The 13,382-nt window shown below is 54.6% G+C and carries 10 protein-coding genes; 9 read left to right on the top strand and 1 reads right to left on the bottom strand.

What is annotated here, in order from left to right; all coding sequences use genetic code 11:
* Window positions 1-187 precede the first annotated feature (187 nt).
* The 9 genes from ACJJID_RS17905 (at window position 188) to ACJJID_RS17865 (ending at window position 12,810) form a co-directional block, all read left to right on the top strand.
* Window positions 188-1,819, top strand: coding sequence for a TldD/PmbA family protein (locus tag ACJJID_RS17905; protein ID WP_444920635.1), 1,632 nt, complete (start codon window positions 188-190; stop codon window positions 1,817-1,819).
* Between the two features lie 35 nt (window positions 1,820-1,854).
* The gene (locus ACJJID_RS17900; protein ID WP_444920634.1) at window positions 1,855-3,186 is read left to right on the top strand and encodes a TldD/PmbA family protein; all 1,332 of its coding nucleotides are present in this window, start codon (window positions 1,855-1,857) and stop codon (window positions 3,184-3,186) included.
* Between the two features lie 27 nt (window positions 3,187-3,213).
* A complete protein-coding gene (locus ACJJID_RS17895; RefSeq protein WP_444920633.1) occupies window positions 3,214-4,845 on the top strand; it encodes a TldD/PmbA family protein in 1,632 nt (543 codons plus the stop codon).
* A gap of 214 nt (window positions 4,846-5,059) precedes the next feature.
* Window positions 5,060-5,785: a DUF4159 domain-containing protein gene (locus ACJJID_RS17890; RefSeq protein ID WP_444899365.1), complete on the top strand. Its 726-nt coding sequence runs from the start codon at window positions 5,060-5,062 to the stop codon at window positions 5,783-5,785.
* 2 nt (window positions 5,786-5,787) lie between these two features.
* Window positions 5,788-6,786, top strand: a complete 999-nt coding sequence (locus ACJJID_RS17885; protein ID WP_444915071.1) for an AAA family ATPase — start codon at window positions 5,788-5,790, stop codon at window positions 6,784-6,786.
* A 5-nt stretch (window positions 6,787-6,791) separates the two neighbouring features.
* On the top strand, window positions 6,792-7,694 hold the full coding sequence (locus tag ACJJID_RS17880; protein ID WP_444920632.1) for a DUF58 domain-containing protein: 903 nt from the start codon (window positions 6,792-6,794) through the stop codon (window positions 7,692-7,694).
* A gap of 1 nt (window position 7,695) precedes the next feature.
* Complete coding sequence (locus tag ACJJID_RS17875; RefSeq protein WP_444920631.1) at window positions 7,696-8,901, top strand: BatA domain-containing protein; 1,206 nt, start codon at window positions 7,696-7,698, stop codon at window positions 8,899-8,901.
* Window positions 8,894-11,122, top strand: a complete 2,229-nt coding sequence (locus ACJJID_RS17870; protein ID WP_444920630.1) for a hypothetical protein — start codon at window positions 8,894-8,896, stop codon at window positions 11,120-11,122. Before ACJJID_RS17875 ends, ACJJID_RS17870 begins: the two co-directional genes overlap by 8 nt.
* Window positions 11,119-12,810, top strand: a complete 1,692-nt coding sequence (locus tag ACJJID_RS17865) for a hypothetical protein (RefSeq protein WP_444920629.1) — start codon at window positions 11,119-11,121, stop codon at window positions 12,808-12,810. Before ACJJID_RS17870 ends, ACJJID_RS17865 begins: the two co-directional genes overlap by 4 nt.
* Here ACJJID_RS17865 and ACJJID_RS17860 read toward each other — a convergent pair.
* Window positions 12,799-13,362, bottom strand: a complete 564-nt coding sequence (locus tag ACJJID_RS17860; protein WP_152450422.1) for a lipocalin family protein — start codon at window positions 13,360-13,362, stop codon at window positions 12,799-12,801. The two genes, ACJJID_RS17865 and ACJJID_RS17860, sit on opposite strands and share 12 nt — an antisense overlap.
* Window positions 13,363-13,382: the final 20 nt, after the last annotated feature.

Here is a 13,382-nt window from a genome sequence, read left to right as displayed (position 1 = left end):
TCTCCCCGCAACCATTTGCCCCCAACAAACCTCACTTCACCGAGCCAACACTTTACAAAGGCAATCATGGCCTGTTACCTGTATAGGTTTGCTGTCTGAACAAGGCGCCCGGCCGGGCCTCTTTATGTATCGGGCACAATAACAATAAGCACACCCCCAACCCCTATTGGGGGGATAAAGGTAGCCAATGGAAAGAAGAAAATTCCTCAAGATCGCCGGCGTCGGCTCCAGTGGTATTTTGTTACCGCTGCAGGGTATTCAGGTCAGCGCCGAGCAACTGCTCAATGAGGGCATGCACAGCTCGCACAAACGACACCTGGCCGATGTCGCCCTAAACACGGCGCGCAAAGCCGGAGCCAGTTACACCGATGTACGCATCGGTCGCTATCTCAACCAGTACGTAATGACCCGTGAAACCAACGTGGAGAATATCGTCAATACGGAATCCCTCGGCGCCGGTATCCGCGTGATCGCCAATGGCACCTGGGGTTTCGCCGCCACCAACGATCTGACCGCCGATGGCGTCGCCCGCGCCGCACGCCAGGCGGTTGCCGTTGCCAAGGCCAATGCTAAATACCAGACCGAGCCTGTGCGCTTGGCTGCCGTGAAAGGCGCAGGCGAAGTTTCCTGGCAGACACCGATCAAAAAGAATGCCCTGCAAGTGCCCATCAGTGAGAAAGTCGATTTCCTGATGGAAGTGAACAATGGCGCACTCAAAGCCGGAGCCAGCTATATCCAGTCTTCCCTGTATTTAGTGAATGAGCAGAAATACTTCGCGTCCAGCGATGGCTCCTATATCGACCAGGATGTCCACCGCCTGTGGGCGCCCATGCAGGTGACCGCGGTGGATAAGAAAAGCGGGGCTTTCAAAACGCGCAATGGCCTCAGCGACCCAGTGGGTAGAGGCTATGAATACCTGGCTGGCCACGACAAAGACAAGATTCGGGGACAGAACACGCTCTACAAAGCCTCCTACGATATGGCCGAGGATGCAGTACTGGCGGCCGAGCAGGCCAAGGCCAAGCTTTCCGCCAAATCCATCGATCCGGGCAAGTACGACTTGGTACTGGAACCCTCGCACCTATGCCTGACCATCCATGAATCTGTGGGCCACCCATTGGAGCTGGACCGCGTGCTGGGTTACGAGGCCAACTATGCGGGAACGTCCTTCGCCACCCTGGATAAGTGGCGCAGCGGCAAATTCCAGTACGGCAGCGACAAAGTCACCCTGTTTGCCGACAAGGTACAACCGGGCTCCCTCGGTGCCGTCGCCTATGACGACGAAGGGGTTAAAACCAAGCGTTGGGATCTGGTGAAAGATGGCATCCTGGTGAACTACCAGGCCACGCGCGATCAGGTACATATGATCGACCAAAAAGAATCCCACGGTTGTAGCTATGGCGATAGCTGGTCCAGCGTGCAGTTCCAGCGCATGCCCAATGTCTCCCTGGCTCCGGGCGAGAAGAAGTACTCTTCCAAAGACATGATCCGCGATGTGGAAAAAGGCATTTACATCGTCGGACGCGGCTCCTACTCCATTGATCAGCAGCGCTACAACTTCCAGTTCGGCGGACAGCTGTTCTACGAGATCAAAAACGGTGAGATCGTCGGCCAGGTTGAGGACGTCGCCTACCAGTCCAACACCCAGGAATTCTGGAATTCCTGCTCGGCGATATGCGACAGCAGTGATTATCGCCTGGGCGGCACCTTCTTCGATGGCAAGGGCCAGCCCAGCCAGGTGAGTGCCGTATCCCACGGCTGTTCCACCACCCGTTTCGACAAAATTAATGTAATCAATACCAAGCGCAAGATTTCCTGAAGAGCGCACAAGAATAAGTAATTGGAGAAAAGGCAATGGCAATTCTGAGTAGAAGTGAAGCGAAGCGTATTCTCGATAAGGTTTTAAAATACAGCCGCGCCGATGAAGCCAGCGCGCAGCTGGCCGGCAGCGAAACCGGCAACATTCGCTATGCGCGCAACAGTGTTTCCACCAGCGGCATCGTCAACGATATCGAGCTGGCGGTAGAGGCCCGTTTCGGCAAGAAATCTGGCGTAGCCACCATTAACGAATTCAGCGATGCCTCCCTGGAAAAAGTGATGCGTCGAGCTGAAGAGCTGGCCAAGCTATCCCCGGAAAATCCGGAAGCCATGCCGATGCTGGGCCCACAGAAATATGTCAGCGTAGACGGCTTTGCCAAGTCCACCGCAGATATCACCCCAGACCAGCGCGCCAAGGCCGCGGCAGATTCCATTATTGCGGCCAAGGAAAAGAAAGTGGTTGCCGCGGGTTACCTGGAAGACGAGCGCTCTTTTGCCGCAGTCGCCACCAGTAAAGGCCTGTTCGGCTACCACGCCTCCACTTCCGCCAACTTCACCGTAACCATGCGCACCGAGAATGGCCTGGGTTCCGGATGGGCTGAAAGTGATGTTACCGATTTCGGTGCAATGAATACCGGCAGCACTTCCTCTGTCGCCATCGACAAGGCGGTCCTGTCCCAGGAAGCCCGCGCCCTGGAGCCAGGCAAGTACACCGTGATTCTGGAGCCCAATGCGGTATCCGGCCTGGTGGGTTACATGATGAGCGGCTTTGATGCGCGCAGTGCCGACGAAGGCCGCAGCTTTATGAGCAAAAAGGGCGGCGGCAACCGCACTGGCGAGAAGATGTTCGACAAGCGCGTAACCTTCTACTCCGATCCCACCAGTCTCGATGTGCCGGCTCAACCCTGGACCGACGGTGATTTCATGCAGCTGGGGCGCACCGAATGGGTGAAAGACGGCGTAGTGAAAAACCTGGCCCGCAGCCGCTACTGGGCGGAGCAAAGTAAAGGCGAGGTGGTCCCTGAGCCCAACAACCTGATTATGATCGGCGGCGATAAATCCACCGAAGAACTGATCAAAAATACCCGCCGAGGCATTTTGGTATCCCGCACCTGGTATATCCGTATGGTCGATCCGCAGTCCATGCTGCTCACCGGCCTCACCCGTGACGGCACCTTCTATATCGAAAACGGCAAGATCAAATACCCGGTGAAGAACTTCCGCTTCAATGAGAGCCCGGTAATCATGCTCAACAATATCGAGGATATGGGTGTACCCCAGCGAGTGGGTATGTGGGGCATGTCCGCCATGATTCCCGCACTGAAAGTGCGCGACTTTACCTTCAGCAGCCTTTCTGACGCCGTTTAACCGCCAGCACCACTTGAGGATAACGAAATGGATAGAAGAAAATTTCTCCAGCTCAGCGGTGCCGGCCTGGGTGTTTCCATGTTGCCGCTGTCCGGCAATCTGGTGGCCGAGAGCAAACTGACGCAAAGCGGTATCGATCTCTCGGTAAAAAAAGAATTTGCCGATGTGGCCCTGAATACCGCCACCAAACTCGGCGCCACTTATGCCGATGTGCGCATTGGCCGTTACCTGAACCAATACGTGGTCACCCGCGAGATGAAAGTGCAAGACGTGGTGAACACGGAATCTATTGGTATGGGAATTCGTGTTATCGCCAATGGTACCTGGGGCTTTGCTGCCACCAATGACCTGACCGCCGATGGCGTCGCCCGCGCCACCCGCCAGGCAGTAGCTACCGCCAAAGCCAACTCCAAGTACCAGCAGGAGCCAGTACAACTGGCCCCGGTAAAAGGTCATGGCGAAGTCAGCTGGCAGACACCCATCCAGAAAAACGCTATGCAGATCCCACTGGCCGACAAGGTGGATCTGTTGATGGATGTGAACAAGTCCGCCCTGGATGCCGGCGCCAGCTATATCAACTCCATGCTGTACCTGGTGAACGAGCAAAAGTATTTTGCCTCTACCGACGGCTCCTATATCGACCAAGATGTTCACCGTTTGTGGGCGCCCTTCTCGGTCACCGCAGTGGACAAGAAAACCGGCGGCTTCCGCACCCGCCAGGGCCTCAGCCAGCCGGTAGGACGCGGCTTTGAATACCTCGATGGCCGCGCCGAAGACAAGATCCAAGCGCAGACGGTGCTCTATCGCGATTCCTACGATATGGCCGAAGATGCACGCCTGGCGGCACAACAAGCCAAGGAAAAGCTCACTGCTAAATCGGTCAAACCGGGCAAGTACGACCTGGTGCTGGACCCAAGCCACCTCTGGCTCACCATCCATGAATCCGTCGGCCACCCGCTGGAACTAGACCGCGTGCTCGGCTACGAAGCCAACTTTGCCGGCACCTCTTTCGCCACTATCGATAAATGGCGCAGCGGCAAATTCCAATACGGCAGCGACAAGGTCAACCTGTTTGCCGATAAGGTTCAGCCCGGCTCACTCGGTGCCGTCGGCTACGACGATGAAGGCGTGAAGACCCGCAACTGGGATCTGGTAAAAGACGGCGTACTGGTGAACTACCAGGCCACCCGCGACCAGGTACATATGCTGGGGCAAAAGAAATCCCACGGCTGCTGCTACGCCGACAGTTGGTCCAGCGTGCAATTCCAGCGTATGTCCAATGTTTCGCTGTTGCCTGGCAAGGAAGAGCTGAGCGTCGACGATATGATCAAGGATGTGGAGAAAGGCATTTATATTGTGGGTGCCGGTTCCTTCTCCATCGACCAGCAGCGCTACAACTTCCAGTTCGGTGGACAGCTGTTCTACGAGATTGAAGACGGCAAAATTACCGGCATGGTGGAAGACGTCGCCTACCAGTCCAACACTCAGGAATTCTGGAATGCCTGCTCGCAGGTTTGCGACAAGCGCGACTACCGCCTGGGGGGTTCCTTCTTTGACGGCAAGGGCCAGCCGATGCAAACCAGTGCCGTGTCCCACGGTAGTTCCACTGCACGCTTCGACGGTATCAATGTGATTAACACCAAGCGCAAGCTGGGCTAGCCATTGATCCAGGCGGGAGCTGGCTAGCACACCAGTCAGCTCCCAGCATTGAAAATAAATGGGTAGAAGGAAAGAAGGTGCTCCGTTCGAGACCGTATGAGGCATGGATGCCGATTACGATCGTACAGGGATGTATTTACAGCGTGTCTCGAACGGAGCACCTTCTTTCCTTTGCTCTCAACAATAAAAACCAACGCAGTAACAGAGTTATCCCGTGTCCCTCACCCGCAAGGCTTTTCTCCAGCGCCTGATCCTGGGTAGCTGCGCCGCAGCGCTGCCGCTGGGTACACGCGCACAAAATACCGCACCGGGTAGTGCGCAGGAGCACTACGATTTTTATTTCACCCGCTTGATGTACGAGTCCGGTGACTGGGATGTGGATCAGCGCATGCCCTCCAACCTGCTCAATTCACTGGTGGAGTACACCAATCTCAGGGTTGATCCTAAAGAGCACATAGTGCCGCTGGCCGATAAGAAAATGCTGCTGGCGCCTTTCTGCTACCTGGCCGGACACAAGCTGGTTCAGTTCACCACGGAAGAGGCAAAGAATTTTCGCGATTACGTCAATCGCGGCGGCTTTGTATTTGTCGACGACTGCAACCACGATATCGACGGTCTCTTTGCCAAATCTTTCGAAGCGCAAATGGCCGAGCTGTTTGGCGAAGACTGCCTGCAAAAACTCCCGGACGATCACGACCTCTACCGCTGTTTCTTTCAATTCGATGAATTGCCGGTAACCAGCTTTGAATTAAATGGCTGGGGTGATGATCTGGTGCACGACTACCTGAAAGCCATTGTTGTAAACGGCCGTATCGCCGTGCTCTACAGCAATAAGGATTTCGGCTGCGAATGGGACTACGACTACCGCAACAAACGCTGGCTCGCCATCGATAACACAAAATTTGCGGTGAACATTGTTATTTACGCACTGACGAGCTGATTATGCTGACCACCCTGGAAAATAGTATCGAAGAACAACTGCACAGCCTCGACAATCTGCAACAGGAGATTGCGCGGGTGATTGTCGGCCAGAAACCTGTGGTGGAGCAGATGCTGATCTGCCTGTTGGCCGGCGGCCACGCCCTGCTCGAAGGGGTGCCGGGGCTGGGTAAAACCCTGCTGGTAAAAACCCTCGCCGATGCCAGTGCGCTGGATTTTAAGCGGGTGCAGTTCACCCCGGATTTAATGCCCGGAGATATTCTTGGCAGTGAGATCCTCGAGGAGGATCACAGCACCGGCAAGCGCTTTTTTAAATTCCAGCAGGGCCCGGTTTTCACCAATATCCTGCTCGCCGATGAAATTAACCGCACACCGCCGAAAACCCAGGCAGCCCTATTGGAGTCCATGCAGGAAGGCTCAGTAACCGTGGGCGGTAAAACACTGAAATTGCCCGATCCCTATTTCGTACTGGCCACACAAAACCCCATCGAACAAGCCGGCACCTATCCGCTGCCGGAAGCTCAGCTGGACCGCTTCCTGTTAAATATTCATATCGACTATCCCGATGAGCGGGATGAAGTTGAAATCCTGCGCTCCACCACCGGTGCCAGCAGGGTCAAACCCAGCCCCAGCCTGGATGCGGAGCAATTGCGCGAAATGCAGCAACTGGTACGGGAAATTCATGTCAGCGACGATCTGTACCGCTACGTGGCGGCACTAGTGCGCGCTACCCGTATGGAAACCAGCGGCAGCGATACCCTGCAGCAGTGGATCAAGTGGGGCGCCGGCCCCCGCGCAGGGCAGGCTCTAATTCTCGCCGCCAAGGCGCGGGCCCTATTGCAGCGACGCCTCGCCGTCACCCGCGAGGATATCCGCAGCCTGTTACTGCCAGTGCTGCGCCACCGGGTGCTGCTCAGCTTCCAGGCCCAGGCCGATGGCGTGCAGATGCCACAGCTGATTGAAGAATTACTGGCAGCGGTGCCGGAACCGGGCCGGGACTGATCAGCGTGGAATACCTGTCCCCCAAAACCCTGGCCAGTTGTCGCGATCTGGTGTGGCTGTCGCGGCATGTCGCCGAGGGCGTGATGCTCGGTGTGCAACACAGCCAGCGCCGTGGCACCGGTCTGGAGTTTCACCAATACCGAGGCTATCAAGCGGGTGATTCCATTCGCCATATCGACTGGAAACTATTCGCCCGCAGCGATCGCTACTATGTGCGCGAGACCGAGCAGGAGAGCCGCATGCACGTGTGCTTTGTGCTCGATACCAGCGCTTCCCTGGGCCAGGCAAGCTTTGTCGAGTCCAGCCTGAATAAACTGCATTACGCCAAGTGTTGGATTGCCAGCCTGTGCTGGCTGCTCAACGCCCAGGGAGACAGCTACTCCCTATTGGCGTTTAACAGCAGTCGGACGGTTTATGTGCCCGAAGGCCAGGGTGAGAGCCACCAGCGCCAAATTGCCCTTCAGCTACAACAACTCGACGCCAGCGACCACTGGCCAGATCGCGCTCAACTGGCGCCGCTGTGGCAATACTTTGAACGCCCCTGTCAGGTGGTGTTGCTGAGTGATTTTTTTCAACAGGGCAATGAGATCGGCGATTTTGCCGCACGCTTGCATGCCGCCGGCCGCCCCTGCCTGCCACTGCAGTTGTTAGTTGAAGCCGAGCAGACTTTTCCTTTTGTCGGAGAGCTAAAGCTGCTCAATCCAGAAGTAAGCGCCAGTACTCCCGCAACTTTAGAAGTGGACGCCGAGCGGCAACGCCAGTCTTACCTGGATGCTTTTGCTCATGCACAGAGCGAGTTAAAAGCACGCTTTGCCACACAGGAGTGTTCACTGCAGACCGACCTTATCGAGCAGCCTGTGGAAAAGTCACTGCGGCAATTTATTCAACTGCACGGCAGGTTGTGCTGAGATGTTGTGGATAAATAACTTATTTCAATCCCCACAGTGGCTATGGCTATTCACAGCCCTGATTATCCCTATCACCATTCATTTGCTGCGCCAAAGTAATCCACAGCAGATCTCCTTTGCTGCGCTGCAATGGGTACAAAGATATTCACAGAGTCGCGCGCGCCGCCCTATTGTGGATAACAAGTGGTTGCTGCTATTGCGCCTGCTAATCGTCGCCCTACTGGCAAGTTTATTAGCACAGCCGCTGATTAAACGGGAAATTTATCCCCAAGAGGGCGTGATACTGGTAGACCCCAGAATTGGGACGGGCGAAGCGAATACATTTATCCACAATTCACTGCCGCAGATTGTGGGGGAAGGTTATGAAGTGCTGTGGTTATCCCCAGAAACATCTTCCGTAACCTCACCCCCACCACAAAATGTGGACCTGTGGAAAACTCTATCGGCACTATCACGCCGGGTGGATTTGCGCAGGGCTCATATCCTGTTGATAAACAACGAAGTTCCAACGTCCCACCAGGCACTAAAAGTCAGCCCCCACTGGCAGTGGCACGGCCTCGACAAACCATCCACAGCTCCGGGCCCGGTATTACCAAGTATCGCTTTAATGGGCAAAGCGCCCAGTTGGTGGGCGCCAGTGCTGGAAGACTGGCAAAGTAAAATGCCAGGACTATCGGTGCATATTCAGGAACAAGAAAAGGCGCCCAGCGTCGAGCAAATAGATTGGCTTATCTATACAGGCCCCGCTCCCTTGCCACAAACCGTGCTGGAGTTTGTTACAGGAGGCGGCCTGTTAATCACCGACAACAGCATCCCCCCTGCCGATAAGCTCAACTTCGTTGCTGTGGATAACAGCCAATCGGCTCAAGCGGCCTCAGTGGGACGGGGAAGTTGGCTGCGCTACGAAAGTGACTGGTATAGCGAGGCCTTTTATCGCCGCGCAGATTTACCTGAACGTTTATGGCAGCACTGGTCTGGGCAAGACTGGGCCCTACAACACCAAAATCGTGGCCACTGGCCTGGCCATAGAGAGTTGGCAGGCCTTCCTGTAGAAAACAGCGAGGTGGAAAACCGTCGTATTGAACAACTGCAACCCTGGTTAATAGCCGTCTTACTGTTACTTCTCGCTTTTGAACGCCTAATTGCCCTATCCCGACCTCGATCCATCATGGCAACTGATAGTAATCGGGAGGCCAATCATGGATAAGGGCCAGTTAACACTTAACGCTGTGCGCAGGCGCTGGCAACTGGCAGCCCTGCGGCCCTATCTCTGGCTTGCCACTGGCCTCAGCCTGCTGGCTGGCTTGGGTATTTTTGTATTCGGCTGGCCACAGTGGCTATTGCTCGCCTGGCTCGGAATTATTGTTGTCGCAATTCTATTGGATCGCAGCTGGCGCCTAAGCCCTGAAAGCCTATGTCGACAGTTGGATGGACAATATCCACAGCTGCAAGACAGCAGCCAGTTGCTTAGCCAACAGAAAACCAACCTAAGTCCATTGCAGCAATTACAGCGCACGCGTATCGAAACAGAGCTGCAACAACTGCTGGAAAGTGGCGACCGGTCGCCTTTCGGTCCAAAAAAACTCCGCAGTACCCTGACAAATGCCTTCGGTGCCTGCCTGGGACTATTGTTATTTGTACTGAGCGATTCTCACTTCACCGGGGATAAAACTGAGACCACGCAACAAAATACAGCTATTCCCGTTGCCGAAAAACTCGCCATAACCCGCGCAGCAACCCATATCCAGCCGCCCGCCTACACTGGGCTCGCAGCCGACAGCCAATCCCTACAAGTCGATGTGCCGGAGCAGTCCAAGGTCGAGTGGCAACTTGAATTCAATCAACCGGTGCAAGGGCTGGAAATGCTGGCCGAAACTGAGCGCTTCGCCTTTTCTCCACTAGGTGCTCTACCCAGTAAAAAATGGCAATTACAACGCACTATCCCTAAGGCAGACTTTTACCAGCTCTCAGTGCAACTCACGGAGAGCCAAATGCTGTTGCCGGAAATCCATAATATTCGGGTGCAAAAAGACAGTGCCCCGGAGTTTACCTTTGAGGCACCTAGCCTGCGCGTCGATACGATTCAAGGCAGCGCTAAAAGTATTCCCGTGAAAGTAATCATTAATGATGATTACCAGGTGAGTTCTGCGGATTTATTGGTCACCCTCGCCAGCGGCACCGGGGAAAATTTACGCTTTCGCGAAGAGCGTATTCCTCTCACCAGTTTGCAATCCACTGCTTTATCAACAAACCCCTCGGAAGATAAGAAAGCAGTTCGCTACGATTTCCTGCTGCCCATCCACCAGTTTTCCATGGAAGCGGGAGATGAACTCTACTGGTATCTGGAGGCCAGGGATAACCGCGAGCCCAGCGCCAACGTTGCCAAGAGCCAACACTTTATCTTGCGCTGGCCGCAAGAAGAGATTTTCGGGCTGAGTGACAGCGAGGGGATGGCGATTAAGATATTACCGGAGTACTTCCGCAGCCAACGCCAGCTGATTATTGATACCGAGGCCCTGCTAGCCGAGCGAGAGCAGCTACAACCGCAGGCCTTTCGCAAACGCTCCGAGGGTTTAGCCTATGAACAGAATTTGCTGCGCATGCGCTACGGCCGCTTTCTCGGCGAAGAGGATTCGGAAGCGGAGCATTCTGGCGCAGAGAGCGAGAAGCACGATGATAAAGAGGAGTCCGAACACGGCCATAGCCACGATCATACAGAACAAGGTGAGCACCAGTCACATGGCGAAGAAAATGCCACTCCCTTCGCCCAGTATGACTCCCGCTTCAAACAGGCGGCACGAATAGTTGCTTCTGCCGGGCATCAGCATGACAGCTCTGAACATGCCACCCTGTTTGACCCACAAACAAAGGAGCTACTGCGCAATGCGCTGAATGCCATGTGGAGTTCCTGGCGCGACCTGTCGGTTATAGAGCCTCAGGCCTCACTGCCCCACCAGCACCGGGCTCTGCGCTTTATCAAGGAAGTACAACAGGCTTCGCGTATTTACTTACAAAGAGTCGGGTTCGAGGCGCCCCCCATAGACGAAAGCCGCCGGCTTAGCGGTGAACGGGAAGACGTAGCGCCAGAAACTGTCGACAGTGCCTTTGAACAAAAACAAAGAGCACAGGTGCTCGCCCTAATGGCCCAGGTAGACTCTGGCGCCAAACTCGATACCGATCTGCTGGTGCAGATAAATGAGCTAGCCACAGAGCAATCATTAGATCTCGGCCTGGAACTGTCCAAACAGCTGCGTTTATACCAGCAGCGCCACCAACAACCGAATTGCATTGATTGCACAAACTCCCTAAATCAGCTGCTCTATCAGCTACTGCCAGCACCGGAATCTGCACCTTCACTGCCTTTGCAAACTGAGGCCGACGGCCATTTCAGCCATTGGCTACACCAGCAAGGGGAGAAATCATTGTGATTGATTTCTTGATACCCGGCCTGTGCCTGTTGGCCTGCTTAGCATTACTCGTACTATTGCGCCGCCGAGGTGCCAAGCCGTTCGACTATGGCCTGCAACTGGCGATTTGGTTGAGTGCCTGGATGCTCTGGCAGCCGCCGGCAATCATTCCCGCCGAGCGCAATATCTCTATCGACAGCAAACAACTGGCGAGCTCACATCCAATAAATCTCAATGGTGTGGAAAATATCTCTCTCAATGGGGAGCCACTCGGCCGCGACAAACTTCGGGACCTGGCACCGGTGCGTCTAGAGTTATCGAAGATCCTGGAATCTGATGTCCGCTGGGAATTGGACTGGCAGCGGCGAATTACCTTGGGTGATTCTTTAAAGTTAAAGGTTCACAACAGCCAGCCACTGACTGAAAACGTAAAAATTAGTCTGCTCAATCCCTACGGCCATATTGAAGACAGTCTTGAGCTAAAAGTGGGAGAAACAATTCAGGCACAACTCACTGCCACTCCAAAACTCGCTGGCCCCCAGCTATACCGAGTACGGACGGAAAGCGAAGCCGGCGAAACCCATACAGATCCCTTACCCATCCTGGTGCGAGAACCGCTTCAGCCCAAGTTATTACTGTGGCTCGCACGCCCCTCTTTTGAGACAGCCGCCCTGTCCCGCTGGCTGCATCAATCCGGCGTAGCAGCACAAGTGATGACTCAGCTGGCACCTGAAATTAGTAGAAAAGAAACTCTCAACGGCCTTCCCCTTACCGAGTCTGCGGATCTACTCACAAAGGAAAGTCCCTTCGATTTAGTCATTCTCGATAGTAGTTTGTGGCCACAGCTCTCCTCTCAACAAAAACGTCAGCTCAACGAGCTGGCCACTACAAAGTCACTGTTATGGTTAGTCAGTGACGATAGCTCTGAAGAGTTTCTCCAATACGCTGCTGGCCATTCCATGCCTCTGCAAAGGGGAGAAGCACCCCATTTACATTCCGGCTTTGGCTACCAAAAAGCGGACAATCTGGAGATTCCCCCACTGCGCAATCGAGGCCTTACAGCCGTGCAGCCCGGCCCCAACGACTTATTACTGGGTGAAAGAGAAACTCCGCTTTTCTGGGGACGGTCAACCCAGACGCAGCACCTGGGTTTTATCCTATTTAGCGACAGCCACCGCTGGCTAACCAGTGGCTTTGCTACAGAATTCGCCAGCCTGTGGAAATCCATTATCGATTACCAACTCAAGCATTTGGGACGTCAGCAGCCAGTAACGCTCTCCAATGAGTTACCGCGTACACAGGAACGCACCACCCTATGCAGCCCACTTTTTTCTAATCAGAGACCAGTATTATTAAGCTCCCAAGAAAACTCCCAACCCATCAGTGGAGTCGCCGTAAGTAGTAATTCCCAGGGCCAGTGCTACAGCTTCTGGCCACAGAGTTCTGGCTGGCATCAGCTTAAGACGGATTTAAAGGCCGAAGCGGCATTGGATTTCTATATCTTTGCCAAGGAGGACTGGCCCCAGTGGCAGCAGTCTGTAAATGCCAGGGAGACCCGACAAATGGCTAGTGCACGCCTGGGCCCAATAGGTAATAGCCAAGCAAGCAAAGTACCGCTTGAGCGTCAGTGGCCGGCCCTGATTTTGCTGTTACTGGTGTGCATAAGCTGGTGGCGGGAACGCAGGCTATTGGACAGGTCACTCTCTTGAAGACTGCGCCGAAGGTTTATTGCCCGGTTGCGCCTCCTGCTTGGGGAATATCAGCTGATCGACGGGATAACCCAGGGCTTTGGCTTTTTGTATAAACTGCTCCAGTACATCCTTGGGCATAGTCGGGGTGCGGGACAAAATCCACAGATAGGATTTATCGTAGCCGGATACCATCGCGTATTGATAATCGTCTGTCAGATCAATAACGATATAAGACGAATAAAAAGGGCCGAGAAAAGAAACCTTCAGGTGGGCTATATCACTCGGGCCGACAAATTCAGCCCGCCCCTCTGCCAGCTGCCAGGCATCGCGGGCCTTCGAGTAACCGGTATTGACCACTGCAACAGAGCCATCGGGGTTGAGGGTATAGTCGGCGGTTACCAAAGTCAGGCCCCGCTCGAAAGAGTGGTCCAAGCGAGCAATCTCATACCAGTGGCCCAAATAGCGCTGCAGCTGGAAATTCTGTACTGGCTCAACTCCCTCCGGCACCCGTGTACAGGCACTTAGCCATAGTAGGGAAAACAGTATGACACCCAGCGAAAACAGCTTCATCTAGCCACTCCCAGCAATCT

The sequence above is a fragment of the Microbulbifer sp. CnH-101-G genome (assembly GCF_052466775.1).
This window is presented reverse-complemented; position numbering and strand designations above follow the sequence as displayed.

Bases quoted from the DNA above. Each gene is read 5' to 3' on its own strand.
- ACJJID_RS17905 (WP_444920635.1), top strand. From the start codon at position 188: ATGGAAAGAAGAAAATTCCTCAAGATCGCCGGCGTCGGCTCCAGTGGT.
- ACJJID_RS17900 (WP_444920634.1), top strand. From the start codon at position 1,855: ATGGCAATTCTGAGTAGAAGTGAAGCGAAGCGTATTCTCGATAAGGTT.
- ACJJID_RS17895 (WP_444920633.1), top strand. From the start codon at position 3,214: ATGGATAGAAGAAAATTTCTCCAGCTCAGCGGTGCCGGCCTGGGTGTT.
- ACJJID_RS17885 (WP_444915071.1), top strand. From the start codon at position 5,788: ATGCTGACCACCCTGGAAAATAGTATCGAAGAACAACTGCACAGCCTC.
- ACJJID_RS17875 (WP_444920631.1), top strand. From the start codon at position 7,696: ATGTTGTGGATAAATAACTTATTTCAATCCCCACAGTGGCTATGGCTA.
- ACJJID_RS17870 (WP_444920630.1), top strand. From the start codon at position 8,894: ATGGATAAGGGCCAGTTAACACTTAACGCTGTGCGCAGGCGCTGGCAA.
- ACJJID_RS17860 (WP_152450422.1), bottom strand. From the start codon at position 13,362: ATGAAGCTGTTTTCGCTGGGTGTCATACTGTTTTCCCTACTATGGCTA.